At 73.1% G+C, this 18573-nt stretch carries 13 protein-coding genes; 3 read left to right on the forward strand and 10 right to left on the reverse strand.

The features are described from left to right. Window positions 1–4: 4 nt before the first annotated feature. Window positions 5–826 carry a TrmB family transcriptional regulator gene (locus LMU33_RS18205; protein ID WP_228621442.1) on the reverse strand — a complete coding sequence of 274 codons (822 nt, stop codon included), beginning with the start codon at window positions 824–826 and terminating at the stop codon, window positions 5–7. Between the two features lie 248 nt (window positions 827–1074). On the opposite strand from LMU33_RS18205, the gene LMU33_RS18210 reads away from it, so the two are divergent. Then, window positions 1075–2334, forward strand: coding sequence for a S53 family peptidase (locus tag LMU33_RS18210; protein ID WP_228621443.1), 1260 nt, complete (start codon window positions 1075–1077; stop codon window positions 2332–2334). Between the two features lie 60 nt (window positions 2335–2394). Here the strand turns inward: LMU33_RS18210 and LMU33_RS18215 are convergent, their stop codons facing one another. From LMU33_RS18215 to LMU33_RS18230, 4 genes are all read right to left on the reverse strand, one after another. Then, a complete protein-coding gene (locus LMU33_RS18215) occupies window positions 2395–4572 on the reverse strand; it encodes a transglycosylase domain-containing protein (protein WP_228621444.1) in 2178 nt (725 codons plus the stop codon). Window positions 4573–4691: 119 nt separating this feature from the next. Further along, window positions 4692–6917, reverse strand: coding sequence for a bifunctional polysaccharide deacetylase/glycosyltransferase family 2 protein (locus LMU33_RS18220; RefSeq protein ID WP_228621445.1), 2226 nt, complete (start codon window positions 6915–6917; stop codon window positions 4692–4694). 15 nt (window positions 6918–6932) lie between these two features. Beyond that, window positions 6933–7583: a hypothetical protein gene (locus LMU33_RS18225; RefSeq protein ID WP_228621446.1), complete on the reverse strand. Its 651-nt coding sequence runs from the start codon at window positions 7581–7583 to the stop codon at window positions 6933–6935. A 77-nt stretch (window positions 7584–7660) separates the two neighbouring features. Then, entirely contained in the window at window positions 7661–8122 is a 462-nt protein-coding gene (locus LMU33_RS18230) for a DUF1877 family protein (protein ID WP_228621447.1), read from the reverse strand. Window positions 8123–8544: 422 nt separating this feature from the next. Between LMU33_RS18230 and LMU33_RS18235 the strand changes: the two genes are divergently transcribed. Then, a complete protein-coding gene (locus LMU33_RS18235; RefSeq protein ID WP_228621448.1) occupies window positions 8545–9177 on the forward strand; it encodes an RNA polymerase sigma factor in 633 nt (210 codons plus the stop codon). Between the two features lie 84 nt (window positions 9178–9261). Next, window positions 9262–10065: a hypothetical protein gene (locus LMU33_RS18240; RefSeq protein WP_228621449.1), complete on the forward strand. Its 804-nt coding sequence runs from the start codon at window positions 9262–9264 to the stop codon at window positions 10063–10065. A gap of 49 nt (window positions 10066–10114) precedes the next feature. Here the strand turns inward: LMU33_RS18240 and LMU33_RS18245 are convergent, their stop codons facing one another. The 5 genes from LMU33_RS18245 to LMU33_RS18265 form a co-directional block, all read right to left on the reverse strand. Beyond that, window positions 10115–11728, reverse strand: a complete 1614-nt coding sequence (locus LMU33_RS18245; RefSeq protein ID WP_228621450.1) for a type 1 periplasmic-binding domain-containing protein — start codon at window positions 11726–11728, stop codon at window positions 10115–10117. A gap of 5 nt (window positions 11729–11733) precedes the next feature. Next, window positions 11734–13890, reverse strand: a complete 2157-nt coding sequence (locus LMU33_RS18250; RefSeq protein ID WP_228621453.1) for an amino acid adenylation domain-containing protein — start codon at window positions 13888–13890, stop codon at window positions 11734–11736. Window positions 13891–14051: 161 nt separating this feature from the next. Next, complete coding sequence (locus LMU33_RS18255; protein WP_228621454.1) at window positions 14052–15248, reverse strand: NAD(P)/FAD-dependent oxidoreductase; 1197 nt, start codon at window positions 15246–15248, stop codon at window positions 14052–14054. Window positions 15249–15383: 135 nt separating this feature from the next. Next, the gene (gene sigJ / locus LMU33_RS18260) at window positions 15384–16328 is read right to left on the reverse strand and encodes an RNA polymerase sigma factor SigJ (protein ID WP_228621699.1); all 945 of its coding nucleotides are present in this window, start codon (window positions 16326–16328) and stop codon (window positions 15384–15386) included. 98 nt (window positions 16329–16426) lie between these two features. Next, a complete protein-coding gene (locus LMU33_RS18265) occupies window positions 16427–18490 on the reverse strand; it encodes a TolB-like translocation protein (RefSeq protein WP_228621456.1) in 2064 nt (687 codons plus the stop codon). Window positions 18491–18573 lie beyond the last annotated feature (83 nt).

Here is an 18573-nt window from a genome sequence, read left to right on the forward strand (position 1 = left end):
GCTCTCAGGGTGTCGGACCCGGCTCGCGGCTCGGCGCGGCGTCCTTCCACACCGTGTGGAAAGCCAGCCGCAGGCAGCCCGCCAGGGCCGGGTGTTCGATGAAGAGCGTGGTGGTGGAGCCGGCACCGGCCACCGGATCGGGCATGTCGCACAGGACGAGGGAGGCGTCGGCGACGACGAGTTTCAGGGGCAGTTCGGGGGCGAAGCGGGCCTCCTCGCCCGCCGCGGCGAAGCGCCGTACGTGGTCCACCTGCTCGGGGTCGTCCAAGGCGTCGTCGAGGTAGATCGCGCGGACGGTGCCGCCCGAACGGTGCAGCCGATGGACCACCGCCAGGCCGTCCGCGTTCTCGGTGGGGGCGACGAACGGCGGTTTGCAGAAGGTGAGCAGTTCGTGCCGCGCCTGCCGCTGGATGTCGGCGAAACGTTCGGAGATCGCCTTGGGGTCGCGCAGGATCTCGATGTAGTCCAGCGGGTCGGTGTGGTCCCGGCCCTGGGACCACAGGGGCTGCAGGAGGCCGGCCAAGTCCTGGGAGACCCGCTCCAGTCGGTCGACGGTCTCCCGTTGCGCGGCCATCAGGCGGGCGAGGGCCAGCTCGGGTGTGACGGCGGAGTACGTCGCCACCCGCCCCGGGTGGACGGTGGCCAGCTGCCGCCGCACGAGGGCGTCCAGCACGTCGTACACGCGCTGGCGCGGCACGTCGGCCTCCCGGGCCACCTCGGCGGCCGTGTAAGAACCACGCCTGACGAGGGTCAGGTAGACCCGTGCCTCGTAGCGGGCCAGGCCCAGCGACATCAGGTCGTTGACGGTTCCGTCTTCAAGCTCCATGGCTGCACAACGTACCGGGCCGCGCCGAGAGTTGATCCCAAGGTTTTTACCAACTGGCTCTGTTCTCTTCGGCAAATTGTCCATAGCCTCGTATCTAGCCACCACTGACCAGGGTGGCAGCATCAGCAGGATGCCCAAATCGACTCCGCCCGGCCACCCCCAACGGCAAGCGCTTGTCATGTCTATGACATAACAGCACTTCCGGCCGCCGGTGCGGAGCCACCCATCCCCCCACGGAGGGCAGTTCATTGCGTTCTCACCGCAGAAGGACCCTGATACGCCGCGGCGCGCCCGCGTTCCTGTCCGCGGCGGCTCTGATCACCGGCGGCCTCGCCGTCGCCGCGCAGTCGTCGGCGTTCGCCACGACGACCACCGCGTCGCCCACCGCCTCCACGGCCTCCACGGTGCACACCCGCCCGCTGTGTTCGGAGCCCACCAAGCCCGGCTACATGGCCTGCCAGGCGGTGGTCCGCACCGACCTCACGCCGCAGAAGTCCCTCGGCCGCCACGACACCCCCAAGGGTTTCGGGCCGGCCGATCTGCAGGCCGCCTACAACCTGCCCAAGGACGGCGGCAAGGGCGCCACCGTCGCCATCGTCGACGCCAACGACGACCCGAACGCCGAGAAGGACCTGGCGGCCTACCGGTCCCAGTACGGCCTGCCGGAGTGCAGCACGAGCAACGGCTGCTTCAAGAAGATCGACCAGGACGGCGGCACCAACTACCCGGCGCCCGACTCGGGTTGGGCCGGCGAGATCTCCCTCGACGTCGACATGGTCAGCGCGGCCTGCCCGCAGTGCCACATCCTGCTCGTCGAGGCCAAGTCCGCCAGCATGGACGACCTCGGCGCGGCCGTGAACCAGGCCGTCAAGCAGGGCGCCAAGTACGTCTCCAACAGCTACGGCGGCGGCGAGGAGGCCGCCGACACCCAGGCGGACGACAAGTACTTCAAGCACCCCGGCGTCGCCATCACCGTCAGCTCCGGCGACAGCGGTTACGGCACCGAGTACCCGGCCGCCTCCCAGTACGTGACGGCCGTCGGCGGCACCTCGCTCAAGAAGGACAGCAGCACCCGCGGCTGGTCCGAGTCCGTCTGGGGCACCTCAGCCGGCGGCGAGGGAGCGGGCTCGGGCTGCTCGCAGTACGACGCCAAGCCGTCCTGGCAGAAGGACACCGACTGCGCCAAGCGCGCCGTGGCCGACGTCGCCGCCGTCGCCGACCCGGCCACCGGTCTCGCCGTCTACGACACCTACCAGGCCAGCGGCTGGAACGTGTACGGCGGCACCAGCGCCTCCGCACCGTTCGTCGCCGGCGTCTACGCCCTCGCGGGCGCCCCGGGCAGCGGTGACGTCCCGGCGTCCTACCCCTACGCCCACCCGGACAAGCTGAACGACGTCAGCGACGGCTCCAACGGGTCCTGCAGCAACTACCTCTGCAAGGCGGGCAAGGGCTACGACGGCCCGACCGGCCTCGGCACCCCGAACGGCGTGGCCGCCTTCACCAAGTAACACACCGAGAACCGCACAGTCCGCTTCGCCCCGCCGGTCGGCCGACGGGGCGAAGTGCTGTCAACGGCACTTGTGCGCATGGCACCTGGGGCCCGGCGCCGGAAGGCCGGGCGCGGGGGTGGTCGTGACGGGCGTGTGCTTGCCCGGTCTGGTGGCGTGCTTGGCCGGGGTGTGGGTGGGCCTGGGGGAGGGTGAGGGGGCGCCGGGCTCGTTGCTGCCGTGGCCCAGGGGTGCCGGGGCGGGGAAGGGGAGGTCGGGCAGGCCGGACAGGGCGTTGCGCATGTACGCGGTCCAGATCTCGGTCGGGATGTCCCCGCCGAACACCTTCTGCAGGCCGCCGACGCCCGCCAGGGACTGGAGCTGGGGATGGGCGGGGTCCTCCTTGAAGAGGACGACCGACGTGGCCAGTTGGCGGGTGTAGCCGATGAACCAGGCCGAGCGGTAGTCGTCGGTGGTGCCGGTCTTGCCCGCCGCCGTACGGCCGAGTGCCTGGGCCCTGGTGCCGGTGCCGCGGGTGATGACGCCCCGCAGGACGTCGGTCACGTTGTCGGCGACCGCCGCCGGCAGGGCCCGTACGGGGGCGGGAGCCGTGAATCCCGGCAGGACCGCGCCGTCGTGGGTCACCTTGGTCACCGAGTACGGCGTGGCCTGCATCCCGGAGGCGGCGAACGTCGCGTAGGCGCCCGCCATGCGGATCGCGCTCGGCGTGGAGGTGCCGATGTAGAAGCCGGCGCTGGGCGCGGCGAGGCTCTCCGGGCGCAGGCCCAGGGTCTTCGCCGTGCGGGCCACGTCGCCGTAGCCGACGTCCTCGCCCAGCTGCACGTACGGCGTGTTGACCGACTGCTCCATCGCCGTGCGCAGGGAGATGTACCCCCAGCGGTGCGGGGTGTCGTTGTGCTGGTGGAGGAGGCCGGTGGGGTCCTTGTCGTCGGTGACGTAGTCGCCCTGCCGGTCCTTGATCTGGATGCCGTCGTCGCCGTCGAACCTGCTGCCCGGGGTGATCGGTGCCGGAGGCGTGCCCGGTTTCAGGACGGCCCCGTACTGGAGCGCGGAGGCGAGGACGAGCGGTTTGAAGGTCGACCCCACCGGGACGCCGGAGGTGTCGGCGTTGTCGGAGTAGTGGGCCTGCTGGTAGCCGGGGCCGCCGTAGACGGCCAGGATCCGGCCGGTCGCCGGGTCCACCGAGGCGGCGCCGGCCTGGACGTTCCGGTCGGCCGCCCGGTGGGCGGGGTCGAGACGCTCGGCGCGCACCTTGGCGACGGCCCTGGCCAGTTCCGCCGTCTTCTTGCGGTCGAAGGTGGTGTGGATCTGGTAGCCGCCGCGGCTCAGGCTGCCGTCGGTGACGCCGGGGTCGTGTGCCTGGACGTACGAGCGGGCCAGCTGGACCAGATAGCCGGTCTGGCCGGTGAGCCCGGATCCGGGGGCCCACTTGCGGGGCGCGGGGAAGCCGGCCGCCGCGATGCGGGCGCGCTGCTGCTGCGTCAGCCTGCCGGTCTTCACCATCCGGTCGAGCACCCAGGACCAGCGGGCCTGCGCCTGCGCCCGGGCCCGGGGGTCGGCGTCGGCGTACTGGAAGAGGCTCGGCTCGTTGACCGCGGCGGCGAGGAACGCGCCCTGGCTCACGGTGAGCTTCTCGACCGGGAGGCCGTAGTACACGCGGGCGGCGGCCTGGATGCCGTTGGCCTGGCGGCCGAAGAAGCAGGTGTTCAGATAGCCCTGGAGGATCTGCTGCTTGCTCATGCTCGCGCCGATCTTGGCGGAGATCAGCAGTTCCTTGAACTTGCGGGACAGCGTCTGCGACTGGTCGAGGTAGGTGTTCTTGACGAACTGCTGGGTGATCGTCGATCCGGACTGGACGGAGCCGCCCTCGGCCATGTGCACGAGGGCGCGCGCGACGCCCTGCGGGTCGATGCCCGGGTCGGTGTAGAAGGAGGCGTTCTCGGCGGCGATGAAGTCCCCCTGCACGTCGGCGGGGACCTGGGCCAGGGTGACGTTCTCCCGGTTGACGCTGCCGTCGGTCGCCAGCACGGTGCCGTCGGACCAGTAGTAGACGTTGTTCTGGAGCAGCGTCTGGGGGTTCGGGTCGGGGACGCTGATCGTGGCGTAGGCGTACCCGACGGCCGCGGCCACTGCGCCGACGCAGAGCAGGAACGACGCCAGCACCTGGCGCCACGACGGCAGCCAGCGGCGCGGGCCGGTCCGGCCGGCGCGCGGATAGTCGATCAAACGTTTCCGCACGTCGGTACGGCCCCTGCCGCGGCCGCCGGCCGCACGCCTGCCGGAGCTGGTCCGCTGCGGCGGTCGGCGCCGGGTTCCGCTCATGGGCTCGGATCACTTTCCTTTCGGTATCACTGGGTTCAGTACCACTGGGTGGTGTCGTGGGGGACGGGCGGCCGGTGACCGGCCTGGGGAACGGCCAGCGGAGCCTGCAGGCTGCCGTAGCGCTCCATGCGCTGCCAGCGCAGGCGTGAGCCGGACACGGCGGTGAAGACGGACTGGATCACCACCAGGTACATCAGCTGCCGGTAGACGAACTGCTGCAGCGGCAGGCTCCACAGCGGGCCGGGGCGTTCGCCGTCCAGGCGGAAGGCGTACAGGCCCATGCCGAGCTGCAGCAGCAGGAAGGCCAGCCACAGGCCGGCGATCCGGAGCGGGTCGAGGAAGACCAGGCCGTACAGGGCGAAGATGTCCACGGCCGGGGCGAGCAGCGGCAGCAGGACCTGGAAGAGGAGGAGATACACCAGGCCCCGGCGGCCCAGCTTGCCGGCGGCGCCGCGCTGGACCAGCGCGCCACGGTGCTTCCACATCGCCTGCAGGGTGCCGTAGCACCAGCGGTACCGCTGCCGCCACAGGGCGTTCAGGGACGCGGGCGCCTCGGTCCAGGCCACCGCGCCCTCCTCGTACACCACGCGCCAGCCGTCGCGGCACAGGGCCATGGTGAGGTCGGTGTCCTCGGCGAGGGTGACGTCGCTGACGCCGCCGAGGTCCAGCAGCGCGCGGCGGCGGAAGGCGCCGACGGCTCCGGGCACGGTGGGCATGCACTCGGCGAGGTCGAACAGGCGGCGGTCGAGGTTGAAGCCGACCACGTACTCGATGTGCTGCCAACGTCCCAGCAGGCCGCCGCGGTTGACGACCTTGGCGTTGCCGGAGACGGCGCCCACGCGGGGGTCGGCGAAGGGCTGCACGAGGGTGCGGACGGCGTCGGGTTCGAAGACCGTGTCGCCGTCGACCATGACCACCAGGTCGCAACTCGCCGCGGCGAGCCCGGTGTTGAGCGCGGCCGGTTTGCCCGCGTTCTCCTGCCGGATCACCCGCACCCCCGGCAGCCGGAGCGACTCCACCAGGTCCGCGGTGCCGTCGGAGGAGCCGTCGTCCACCACGATGACCTCCACCGGATGGTCGGAGGCGATCAGGGAGCGCACGGCCGCCTCGATCCCGGCGCTCTCGTTGTACGCGGGGACGATGACGCTGACCGGTACGGTCACCGGCGGCCCCCAGGAGCGGCCCCGGCGCCCGGAACGCAGGCGCCGGTGCCGGCGGGCCGCGATCAGCACGACCGCCGCGCGCAGCACGCTGATCGCTCCGGCCGCGTACATCAGCACGCCCAGCAGCCATACGACCCAGTCGCCGGTCCGCAGCACCGTGATGAGGGCCAGGCCCTGGAGGTGGTCGCCGAGGCCGGCGCGCTGGACCGGCCCGGCCATGCCGACGGCGGCGCCGACCGTCGCGAACCGGAAGCCCCGTGCCTTCAGTCTCGGGATCAGGGTGGCCAGCGCGGCGACGGTCTCCGCGCGGTCCCCGCCGCCGTCGTGCATCAGCAGGACCTGACCGGCGTGGCCGTGCGGCGTCGCGTTCGCGACGATGCGGGCGGTGCCGGGTCGCTGCCAGTCCTCGGCGTCCTGGGTGGAGAGCACCGTGACATAGCCGGCCTGGTCGGCCTGCTCGAGGACGGACCAGTCGGCGTCGTCCAGCGCGGCGTTCGACGAGGAGTACGGCGGCCTGAGCAGCGCGGTGGTGACCCCGGCCGCGCCGGCCACCGCCAGCTGGGTCTCGCGCAGTTCCAGGGAACGCTGCCAGGGGGCGAGGCGGGCCAGGTCGGGGTGGGTGAAGGTGTGGATGCCGATCTGGTGGCCGTCGGCGATCATGCGGCGGACCAGGTCCGGGTGGTCCACGACCTCGGTGCCGACGACGAAGAAGGTCGCGCGCACATGGTCGCGGCGCAGCACGTCGAGGATGCGCCGCGTCCAGACGGGGTCGGGGCCGTCGTCGAAGGTGAGGGCGATGGTGCGGTCCCTGACCCGGACGGTGTGCGCGGAGGAGGCGGCGTTCGCGATCACCGGGCCGCCGTGGGTCACCCGGGCGGGCACCGCGTCGTTCCGGCCACGGGCACCGGTCACGTCGTCCGGGCTGATCCCGAACATGTGGTGGGTGTAGCCCTGCAGCAGGAGTGCCGTCGACAGCGTCACCGCGAGCACGCTCAGCAGGAGCCAGTGGGTGCGGGGTGTGATCTGGCGGGTGCGGCCGTGGCGGCGGACGGGGGCCTTGCGGCGGGAGGGGGCGGTGCGGCGTCGGCGGTCGGTCACGTCAGGGCCTTGGGATCACTTCACGGGCTTGTGGGACGAGCCGAGGGCGCGCCCCTTCGGGGCCGGGGTGCGGGTGGGGGCGGAGGCCGGGGAGGTGGTCTGCGTCTGCGTCACGGTGGTCCCCGTCCCGCGGGCGGTCGGGGCTGCCGTGGTGCCCGGCGCCTTCCGTACCGGACGGGGGCCGGTGTGCGCCGCGGCGGGGTTCGCGCTCACCGCCGGGCGGCCGGTGCCGGACGGGGCGTGCACGCGCGGCGCGGCCGGGTGCGTGGCGGCCGGCTGCGGGAAGAACGGGGCGCTGACGCTCGGGCCGCCCAGCAGGGTGCTGATCAGCAGGACGACGTATCCGCCGGCGGGGATCATCAGCAGCCGGGCGGCGCGCAGCGCACGGCGCTGGCGGCGCCCCGAGGAGTCCACGAAGACGGGCCGCGCCGGCTCGCTCACCGGCGTGTCCGGTTCCGGCACGAACGGGATTTCCGGCATGAAGGGGATTTCCTGCATGAAGGGGATGGGTTGCGTGTCGATCTGCCCCTGGTGCACGGCGTCCCAGGGCAGGGGGGCGGTGTCGGTGACGGCTCCCCCGCCCTGGTGGCCGTAGGCATACCCGTACCCGGCACCGCCGTACGGCTCCTCGCCGTACGCCCTGCCGCTGTCGTCCGTCCACTGCACGACTCGTGTCCCCTGTCCTGGCCGACCGACATGGTCATCCGCATGGACAGAGCGCGGCACCCCGGAACTGTTACACCTCAGTCCTCAGGCACCCACTTCACCACCGCGTCTCCACACTCGGCGGTGTGCGTGTAGAACGCCTTCAGCTCCTGGTGCGCCGCCGCGAACGCACCCCATGTCTCGGGCTCCGCGGTCGCACCGCCGTAGTGCGGCAGCACCGCGTCCCGGGCGAAGTCCCACAGCGTGTCGAAGTCGGCCGCGGCCAGGAACCCGGACACTCGGCGGGCCTGGGCCGCCGTCAGCACCAGCAGCGGCGGTTTGCGCCGGTCGGCGCGGAACACCGGCCGGCCGCCGAGCACCACGTGGGTCCCGGGCCGGTCCCGGGCAAGGGGATTTGGGCAGGCGCCGGCGTAGATGCGCTCCTGGTCCCGGTAGTGCCGGACGGTCTCCGAGGCGTCGTCGAAAAGCCGTTCCAGCCAGGTCGAGCTGTTGCGCAGTGCCGGCGGCGGCACCGCTCGCAGACGGAGGTACGCGCTCATGCCAGAAGAGCGCACGAGGGCGTCGAAGCATCACGCGGCCGGACAGGACCGGTCCGCCCCGCGCGGGGCGGCCGGGGCCTCGTGCAGTGGTCAGGACCCTGGCCGCCCCATCCCTCTCCGTGCCGCCCACGAGGGGGGAGACCGGAACGGCACGGAGAGGGGTCCGGGGCGGGCCGCGGCACCTGCGCCGGCGAGCGGCGGCCGGCCCGGGCGGTACCGCGCCCGGCACTCACCCAGCGCGCGGCCCGCGGGAAACGTCACCCGGCCGCGACCGCCCCGGTCCCCTGCGGCCTCGTGAAGGGTGCCTGGTACGTTGTGACACTTCTGCGGGGGCAGACGCTGATCGCCATGGGGCCGTCGATGCGAACGGTGCGCGGCTGACGGCACGAACTGGCTACGAACCGGCGCGAACGAGGATGATCTTGGGCCAGGTACGGCAACCCCGGCGCGTACAGGCGTACGACGAGGAACTGGGCGCGGCGGTCGCGCGGGCCCAGGAGGGCGACGAGGCCGCCTTCGCGGTCGCCTACCGGTTCGTGCAGCCGGGCCTGCTGGGCTATCTGCACGGCATCGTCGGCGACGACGCCGAGGACGTGGCCTCCGACGCCTGGCTGGACATAGCCCGCGACCTCGGGCGTTTCAAGGGCGACGGCGCCGGTTTCCGCGGCTGGACCGCGACCATCGCCCGGCACCGGGCCCTGGACCACCTGCGCCGCCAGCGCGTGCGGCCCCGCTCGGGCGGGACCGAGCAGGACGTACTGCACCTGGCCGGTCCGCACAGCACCCACGAACAGGCCCTGGAGTCCCTCTCTACCGAGCGGGCCCTGGAACTGGTCCGCGGGCTGCCCCGGGACCAGGCCGAGGCCGTGCTGCTGCGGGTCGTGGTCGGCCTGGACGGTCCCGCCGCCGCTCGCGTCCTCGGCAAGCGCCCCGGAGCGGTGCGCACGGCGGCCCACCGAGGCCTGAAACGCCTCGCGCGCCAGCTCGGCATCAGCAGTGAGACGGAGAAGGGTGTGACGGATGGGGCTTCCCGAACGCTGGGGGAGTCGACATGAGCTACACCCGGTGCATCGCACGAACCACACGAACCGCACGAATCGATACGGCCGGACAGGAACGGACGAGAACGGACAACGGACATGGGTGAACGGCTGAGCGGCGACGGAGGACCGAGCCGTCGACGCGTGCAGGCCGGCACCGTGTCCGGCGCGTCGGAAGCGGCTGACGTCACCGCGCTGGAGACGGTGCTGGCCGCCGTCCTGCGCACCGGTGATGTCGACCCCCGGGCCGAGCAGCGGGCCGTGGCCGCGTTCCGGGACGCCGGCGCCACGGGCGCGCGGCGGGCACGTACCCGGCGGCGGGACGACTGGCGGCCGGCCGCGGAGCGGCGGGCCGGGCGGACGGTGAGGATGACGTTCGGCGCGGTGTTCGCCAGCGTCGCCCTGGGCGGGGTCGCCGTCGCGGCCATCGGCTCGGCCGGCTCGTCGACGGGCGGTGCCGGGGCCGGCCCACGGACCGGGCAGCCCTCGGCGGTCGCCCCGGCCCGGCCCGGCGGTACGGCGCCGTCGGCTCCCTCCGCCGGCTCCCGGCCGACGGACCGCCCGCCGTCCGCCAAGGACACCCAGGCCCACTGCCGTGCCTACGAGCAGGTCCGGAGCCGGGGCAAGGCACTCGACGCGACAGCCTGGCAGCGGCTCGTCACGGCCGCCGGCGGCAAGGACAAGGTCGCCGCGTACTGCTCCGAGCAGCTGACGCGGGCGACCGCCACGCCGGGCCGGCGGACCGGCCAGGGCAAGCCCGGCGAGAGCGCCGGGGCCGCCGGCCACGGCACGTCCGGCGGGACCGGCACCTCCGGCAACAGCTCCGGCAACAGCTCCGGCGGTACGGGCGACTCCGCCGGAAAGGGCCGGTCGGGCGGCGGCGGGGCCGGCGGGAAGCACTGACCGGCAGCGCCGACCGGGAGCACCGACCGGGTGGAGCACGTCCTGTCCGTCAGGGCGTGCCGCTGGGGATCACGCAGTTCTTCGGCTGTTCGCGGCCGGTGGGCCAGCCGAGGCCGACGAACCTCAGCCCGCCCTGGCCCGCCCGGCCCGGATCCAGCTCGACCACCGCGACCGGCTTGTCGTACGGATTCCCGGCGCTGGTCAGGCAGATCAGGCCGCTCGTGCCCTGCACCCGGTGCCGGGACTGCAGTTGCGACCACTCCCCGCCGACGTCGTCCAGGGACGGCATCCTCGCGGCGTCGCCGCTCTGCACCTGGTGCAGGGCCGTGCCTATGGTGACGAGGCCGTCGTACACGAGCATCGTCCGCGAGTCGTCCAGGTTCGGAGCGGAGCCGAGGTCGGTGGCCTTCGTGGTGCCGATCAGCTTCTTCAGGTTGTCCAGGGCCGCCTGCGGCTCGGTGAGGTACTGGGGGAGCTCGTCCCCGGTGGGCTCGCGGTGGCGGGCCGCCCTGAACTGCTTCTTCCAGGCGGCCAGTTCGGTGCTCCAGGCGTCCGGGTGCGCGGGGGCGGCGTACTGCACCGTCACCTTGGCCCTGCCGTCCGCGCCGCGCAGCTGCTGCCAGTCCCCGTCCGTCATGTTCTGCTGCAGCGAGGCGGCGTCGGAACCGCTGATGATCGTGTAGTGCCGGTTCTCGCAGCCGACTTGGGCGAGTTTGAGCGCGAAGAGCCGCAGGTGCAGGGTGCGGCCCGCGAAGTAGACGGTGTCGGCCTCGGAGTCGCAGATGTTGTTGGCTATCTGGGTGAACTGGTTGCCGGTCGAGCCCGCCTCGTCGATCGCAGGGGAGGTGAAGGGCATCGCGGCGGGACCGGGCGCGCCCGTCTCCCGGATCCCGCTGAACGCCTTCGCCAGCGACTCGTCGTAGCCGTCCGGCCGCTTGTCGTAGACCAGGACCGTCCTGCTGTTCTCCCGGCCCTGCGCCCCGTTGAAGTCGGCGAGCGCCTCGGCCACGTCGTGGTTGGCGGGGATGATCCGGGCCAGGCCGGGGAACCTGGGCTTCGCCATCCCGTCCGCCCCGTCCGCGTTCGCGATCTGGTCGCCGGTGATCCGGGAGGCGAGCACCGGGATCCGGTGGTCCGTCAGGCGCCTGACGGCCGCCCGGGTGGCGTCGAGGCTGAGGTTGAAGCCGGTAACGGCGCGCAGCCGGTCCCCGGGCGAGTCGGCCATGCGCAGCAGGGTGTCCACGACCGTCGACTGGTGCCGGTAGTCCCGGCCGGGGTTGGCCAGCACCAGCCGGATCTTCGGCGGTTCGCCCTCGCCCTCGTTGGCCTCCAGCTGCCCCAGGTACGCGCCCTGGATGTCGCTGCGCATCTCCCGTCGCAGGGCCGCCTTGTCCGACTGGAGCGGCAGCATCATCGCCACCGTCACATGGGGCTGGCCCTGGATCTTCCTGTTCTCCCGGGCAATGGCCCGGGCCACCTGCCTGATCTCCGGTGTGCCGAAGTCGTAGCCCTCGCCGTTGACGCCGACGCACTCGCCGCCGATCCGCTCGACCCCCTCGGTGCAGGTGTCCGGCCGGCTGACGACGGACCAGCCGAACAGACCGCCCGCCACGACCGCCGCCGTGACCAGCAGCGCGTAGAGGATCTTCTTCCATCTGGGCATCGCCGTTACCTCCTTCGCCCGAGCTGGTCGGTGCAGGCGCAGCGCAGCAACGGCTGCTCGTTCTCCGCCAGGGCACTCCAGTCGGTGGCCGTCCGGCCGAGCTCCCCGGCGCCGTCGAACTCCATGATCGAGAGCAGGCCCAGCAGCTTGTCCAGCGTGCGGGCGGTCTGTCTGCCGGTCGGCCTGGTCCGCTCCTCGCACAGCCACACCGCGTGCAGCAGCTGGTCGACCGTGCGGCGCAGCGCCGGCCCGTCCACCGGCACCAGGCCCTGGGCGCGCTCCCGCCGGGTGTCCGCTCCGCCCGGATACGGCGCCTGGGCGACCTCCAGCAGCTCCGCGCACCACTCCCGGGGTCGCCCGGGCAGCGTGGCGGCCAGGTGGCGGACCACGTCGTCCACACCGCCGGAGACCAGGTGGTGGTTCATCCGGTGCGCCATGACCGAGCGGAAGGCACCGCCGCCCGGCGCCCCCTCCTCCGCCGTGCGTGCGGTGTAGTGGTCCCGCAGCAGGTGGTGGTCGGCGACCCAGGCCTCGCCGTCGGGGCGCAGCCCGTACAGCCGGTGCACCAGCAGCTGGCGCAGCCCGAAGTCCCCGATGAAGTGCCGCTCGCAACCGGGCCAGCCGGTGTCGGTGAGCAGCTGCGCGACGTGATGTGCCGTCAGGCGGTGGACGCGGCCGGACTGGTGGTGGCGGAGCAGGACGTCGGCGCACTCGGTGTCGTGTGCCACCGACAGATGGGTGAGCAGGTCGAGCCACTGGTCGTGGTGCTCGGCCGGCAGCCTGACCGGCAGCTGGTCCAGGACCAGCTCCCGCAGCAGTACGTCCGCCACGGGCCGCTCGGGGCCGCCGTCGCCCGGGAGTGGCAGCCGGGCGTCGAGGATGTCCCGGTCGTTGGCGTCGGCCGGCATCCGGAAGGCGGCGGCAGCGGCGGCCAGCCGGATCACCGTGTGCGGCCGTCCGCCGCTCAGCCGTGCCACGGCCGCGTCGATACGGCGGCGGTTCGTGCCGCCCTCCGGCTCCGCGCGCCGCTGTCTTCGCTCGGTCTCCAGCCGGAGCTGGTCGCCGGTGAGCAACGGCATGCGCAGCAGCAGCACCCCGTCGGCCAGCGGTGCCCGGTCCGCCCCCGAGTCCGTGCGCCGGGACCAGTCGGCCGGCACGCCGTCGGCCGGCCGGAACTCCGCCGGGGCCGGCACCTCCCGCGGCGGCAGTCCGCCGTACAGGAAGGCACCGCCGTCCGCCCGGCGGGCCGTGCCCACGACCACCACGCGGTCGCGCTGCCCGGCCCTGCGGTCCAAGAGCACGGCGCGCAGCAGCTGCTCCCCCAGCGGTGACTCGGCGCGGTCCAGCAGCACCGCCGGGCGGCCGACCCGGCTCAGCCAGCCCAGCGCCCCCGCGTACGCCGCCTCGAGGTCCTCGCGCAGCGCCCGGAAGAGGAAGCTCTCCGCCAGCTCCCGCTCCTCGCCGCCGGCCTGGAAGTCGGCGGCGAGATCGCGCAGCCCGTGCTCGGGCTGACCGGCCGCGCCGGGGTAGGCGCCGTAGATCCGCGCCAGTTCCGTACGGCCCCGGGGCGCCAGGCTCGCGAAGATGGCGTCCAGCAGCGCGGTGCTCACCGAGGCCGCGTACGGGTCGAGCGCCTGCCCGGACAGGGTCGTCAGCAGGTTCCGCAGGGCGCCGCGCAGCGCACCCCGCCAGAAGTCGCCCGTGCCCAGGCCGCGCAGACGCTGCTTCTGGAGTAACTCCTCGTAGCGTTCGACCTCTGCCGCGACCGCCTCGGCCGTGCCCCCCGTGACGCCGGTCGCGACCATCGCGAGGCCCGCGAAGAGCCGGGGGAAGGCGAACGAGCCGCCCGTCCCCTGCCAGCCGGCGAGCCGCCGGGCGGCCTCGGCCAGGACCTCGGTCGCGGCCGAGCGGGCGCCGGGCTCCGGCTCCGCCCGGTCCGCGTAGGCCGGTGACCCGCAGTCCAGGTAGATCACCGGCACCTTGGTGGCGAACCGGTCCCGCACGGCCCGCAGCAGCCGGCCCTTGCCCATGCCCGGGCCTCCGGTGAGCAGCACCACCGGCAGGTCGGGGCCGTACAGCGGTTCCCGGCCGGCGCCGGACGGCGACCGCCCGAGCAGGCGCGCGAAGAAGCCCTCCTCCGCGAGGAGTCTTTCGAACCCCACGTCCTCACACACGGATCCCCCATGGATGCTCTCCCGCCCAGGAGCAGGTGATCGTTGTGGTGAAAGGACATCAGTGGAACATAAAGCCTTCTGTTCGGACAACGATGCGTACGGGAAAGGAAGTTGGGGATGTGGGGGGATGGTGGGGTGTGCGGCGGGAGTCAGGCCCGCGCCGTGGCCGTCGCGCCCGCTGGGGCCGGCTCCGGTACGACGCGGCGGCGCCGGACCGGCATCCCGAAGGTCGGGTTGGCGACGCTCCAGGCCGCGCCCTTGCAGACCAGTTCCTTGTACAGGGCCGCGAACCGTCCCGTCAGGGCCGCCCGGACGGCGCGGTCGTCGGCGGTGACGAACTGGATCAGCCCTTCCCTGCGGCCCAGCGAGACGCACTGGTTGTAGTACCGGATCGGTACGTTCGGGAGCTTGCCGCCGGTCAGGCGGGCCACGATGGCTTCGGCGGCCTGCCACGCGGTGAAGCCGCCCGAGGCGCACGACATCCGCAGCGGCTTGTCGCCGGGGCCCATCGCCATGGCCGCGTCGCCGACGGCGTACACGTCCGGATGCGAGACCGAGCGCATGGTCGCGTCGACCACGAGCTGGCCCGCGTCGGTGACCTCCAGGGCGGTGGCCCGCGCGATCGGGTGGACGGCGAAGCCGGTGGTCCACACGGTGACCGCGGCGGGGAGGGACGCGCCGTCGGCGGTGGCGACGCGGTCGGCCTCGACGGCGGTGACGGCGGTGTGCTCGTGCACGGTGATGCCGAGCCTGCCGAAGACCCTGCGCAGGTGCCGGCGGCCCTTCGGCGAGAGCCAGTCGCCGAGGCCGTCGCGGGCGACGAGGGCGACGTCGAGGTCCGGGCGGGCCTCGGCGATCTCGGTCACGGCCTCCAGGCCGGTGAGGCCGCCGCCGACCACGACCACGGGCTGTCCGGCGGCCAGGGCGGCCAGGCGCTCGCGCAGCCGGAGCGCTCCGGGCCGGCTCGCGAGCTGCTCGGCGTGCTCGGCGGTGCCGGGGACACCCTGGTCGTTCCAGCCGCTGCCGAGGGCGTACACGAGGGTGTCGTACGGCAGTTCCTCGGCTCCGTCCGCGCCGGTGACGGCGACGGTTCTGCGGTCGGCGTCGACGCCGGTGACCCGGGCGAGCCTCACTTCGACACCGGTGCCCGCGAACATCTCGGCGAGCGGCCGGGGCTTGAGGGACCGGCCGACCGCGAGCTGGTGCAACCGGACGCGTTCCACGAAGTCGGACTCGGCGTTGACGAGGGTGATGGCGACGTCTTCGGGGCGCAGCCGCCCGGCGAGGCGCCCGGCGGCGACGGTTCCGGTGTATCCGGCTCCCAGGACGACGATGCGGTGCTGCATTTCCGGCTCCTGTCTGCTGCTGTCCTCGGCCGCTGCCTTCAGCGGATCCGCCCCTTGAACCGGGCGGCCCGCCGTTTCCTGACAGGAACCGGATGTGAAGCAGCTCACATTCGAGCCGGAAGGCGTCCGAGGTCGTCAGAAGATGCCGAGCAGGGGTTCGCCGTGGTCGCCGGCCGCCCACCGCCGCGTCGCGCGTTCCAGCTTGTCGGGGTTGACCTGGTTGCGGAAGGCGGCGATGCCCTCTGCGGTGATCTCCAGGCACATCACGCCGACGACCCGGCCGCCGACGACCGCGACCAGGGCGGGGCCGCCGTTGGCGGTCGTGACGTAGACCTCGGACGGGCCGCCGATCAGGCGGCGCTTGGCCTCGCTGGGTTTGAACAGGCCCCGCATGAACTTCGCGACCGCGAGGGCGCCCTCGAACGCCCTGGCGCGGGCCGGGACCTTCCCGCCGCCGTCGCCGACCGCGATGGCGTCCTGGGTGAGCAGCCGTACCAGCGGCTCGGTCCGCCCGCTGGTGGCGGCCGCGAGGAACTCCTCCACGACCCGCCGGGCGGCGGCCCGGTCGATCTCGGTGCGGGCCCTGCCCTCGGCGACGTGCTTCTTGGCACGGTGGAGGATCTGCTGGCTGGCGGCCTCGGTGAGGTCGAGGATCGCGGCGATCTCCCGGTGCGGATAGCCGAAGGCCTCCCGCAGCACGTACACCGCCCGCTCGTCGGGGGAAAGGCGTTCCAGCAGGGCGAGGACGGCGTACGACACCGATTCGCGCTGTTCGGCGGTGTCGGCCGGCCCGAGCATCGGGTCCCCGGCGAGCAGCGGCTCGGGCAGCCACTGGCCCACGTAGGTCTCGCGCCGCGCACGGGCCGAGGCGAGCTGGTTGAGGCACAGGTTGGTGAGCACCTTCGTCAGCCATGCCTCGGGCACCTCGATGCGGCCGACGTCGGCGCCCTGCCAGCGCAGGAACGTCTCCTGTACGGCGTCCTCCGCCTCGCTCGCGGAGCCCAGCAGACGATAGGCGATGGCCTCCAGCCGGGGCCTGCACGCCTCGAACCGGTCCACGTCGTCCACGGTCAGCGCCATGCCCGCGATCCTAGCCCGCAGGGCGAGTTCGGGCTTGAGGCGGTCCATGCGCAGCCCCCGGGCCGGCGGGGCCCGGGGGCTGCGATCCGACGGCTCGGCTAGCGGGTGCCGTGTGCGTCGGGGGCGGGCAGGTGGCGGCCGGGAACCACGGTGGGGTCGGGTGCGGGCCGGGCACTGTCGGCGGCGGAGCCCGCCGAGGCGAACGTGGACCGCGCCGCGGCCGTCGCGGGCAGCTCGCCGTTCGCCACCCAGTGGGTGGTCGTCCAGGCGCTGCTCGCGGCGATCGCCGAGGCGATCGCGGTGCGGTTGGCCGCCGGGTACGAGGCGTTGCCCCCGAAGGTCTGCACCACCCAGACGCTGGCGGCCTCCTGGTTCAGGTAGTTCGAGGCCGGTGCCGACAGGCTGGACTCGGCGGACCAGAGCATCGGGCCGTACGTGGCCGTGGCCGCGCCGCCCGCGACCGCGTTCTGCCAGGTCCAGGTGTCCTCGACGACGGCCTGCGTCGGTGCGGACCACCAGAAGCGGGCCAGGTTGGCGGCGACGTCCTCATGGGCCTTGCCGCCGATCGTCCAGAAGCTCCAGACCTTGTTCAGGGGCGTGTGCTCCATCGCCTGGGTGGCGTTGTAGCCGACCGTCACCATGTTCGTGGTCTTGGGGTTCAGGGCGTTGAGGTAGTTCTTCACCGAAGTGAGGACCGTCTTGCCGTTCGTCAGCAGGACCACGCCGGTGCCGTGGTAGCCCAGCGCGCCCGCGGCCGTGGAGGCGGCGATCGGGTCGTGGTAGTCGTTGCCGTCGGCGACGAAGATCCAGCTCGGGGTCGCGCTGATCTGCCTGGCGACCCGGGCCGACAGCGAGGAGAGGTCGGGGGCGTCGAGACGCAGCGGCTTGTAGCCGAGTGCCTGGACCTGGCCGGCCACCTTGGAGGCGAGGATGCGGGTGCTGCCGTCGAGGTAGACGGTGCTGCCCTTGGGAAGCGAGCGCTTGAGTTCGGTGGCCGCGGCGGAGTCCAGGCCGCTGCCGGAGGTCATCAGGACCGGGCCCTGCTTCTCCGCGGCCAGCGCGATCGCGGGGGCCGAGTAGGTGCCGTTGCCCTTGTTGACCAGCACCGCGGACCTGGCCGTGATGAGCCCGGGTACGTGCGTTCCGCCCACGGTGTCGAACGTCCACCGGGACGCGGCACCGTCGATGCCGACCGAGCCGGTGCCGTAGACCCGGACCAGGGTGTTCTTCCGCAGCGGCTGCCAGGCGGGCTTGGCGCCCTTGCCGGCGCCGGTGACCTGGGCCGACGTACCCGCCGCCAGGTCGAGGACGCGCACTGTCTGCACGTCGTCGGACCAGCCGGCGTGCGAGCTGTGCGCCTCGTACGCGATCCGTCCGCCGGCCGGGTCCCAGGTCGGGGACAGGTGGTCGGACGGGTCGGTGGTGACCTGCTTGACGTCGCTGCCGTCGGCGTTCGCCGTGAACAGCTGGGTCCAGCCGTCCACTTCGCGCGTGAAGACCAGCTTGCCGCCGTCCGCCGAGAACACCGGCGAGGAACCGGAGGCGATGATGTTCTTCAGCGCCTTGGTGGACGGGTTGTAGGTCCAGATGCCCTGGCTGTCGTAGCAGCCGTAGTTGTGCCGGCGTTCGAAGGCCAGCGTTCCGGCCGGGCTCGCCGTCGGGTGGACGTCACAGACCGTCGACGGCTCCTGGGTGGCCGTCAGCAGCGGCTCCGGCGCCCACGACCCGTCCGAGGGCCCGTAGGCGAGCTGGCCGCCCGTGCTGAACACCACGTACCGGCCGTCCAGCCAGAACGCGGGATCCTCGTACGACGCGCTGGAGCGCACCTTGGTGGCCCACGGCAGCGTGAGGAGCGAGGTGCTGCCGGTGACCCGGCCGGTGGACAGCTGGCTCCAGCCCGCCACGACCCTGCTGCCGTCCGGCGCCCAGTTCGGGGTGTAGCCGTAGTTCGGGATGTTGGGCACGGAACGCAGACCCGTTCCGTCCGCGTTGACGGTCTCCACCCCCGTGGAACCGCCGTACAGCCCGATCTGGCCGGCCGTCACGCCATCGGTCGCGGTCGCGGCCTGCGCGCCGGGTGCCGCCGCACCGAGCAGGCCGGCCGCCGCCAGCGAGGCGGCCGACGTGAGCGCCGCGAGACGGCGGCGCGTGCGAGATCTCAACTCGAAGCCCCCCTGTGCTCTTGGATGCCGACGATCACTCGTCGGCAGCAGGACGGTATGTGATGACACGCCGGGGGTACCGG

The sequence above is a fragment of the Streptomyces barringtoniae genome (assembly GCF_020819595.1).
Taxonomy (GTDB): Bacteria; Actinomycetota; Actinomycetes; order Streptomycetales; family Streptomycetaceae; genus Streptomyces; species Streptomyces barringtoniae.

Coding starts and splice junctions, on each gene's coding strand:
- LMU33_RS18240 (WP_228621449.1), top strand. CDS start 9,262: ATGGGTGAACGGCTGAGCGGCGACGGAGGACCGAGCCGTCGACGCGTG.
- LMU33_RS18255 (WP_228621454.1), bottom strand. CDS start 15,248: ATGCAGCACCGCATCGTCGTCCTGGGAGCCGGATACACCGGAACCGTC.
- sigJ (WP_228621699.1), bottom strand. CDS start 16,328: ATGGCGCTGACCGTGGACGACGTGGACCGGTTCGAGGCGTGCAGGCCC.
- LMU33_RS18205 (WP_228621442.1), bottom strand. CDS start 826: ATGGAGCTTGAAGACGGAACCGTCAACGACCTGATGTCGCTGGGCCTG.
- LMU33_RS18245 (WP_228621450.1), bottom strand. CDS start 11,728: ATGCCCAGATGGAAGAAGATCCTCTACGCGCTGCTGGTCACGGCGGCG.
- LMU33_RS18230 (WP_228621447.1), bottom strand. CDS start 8,122: ATGAGCGCGTACCTCCGTCTGCGAGCGGTGCCGCCGCCGGCACTGCGC.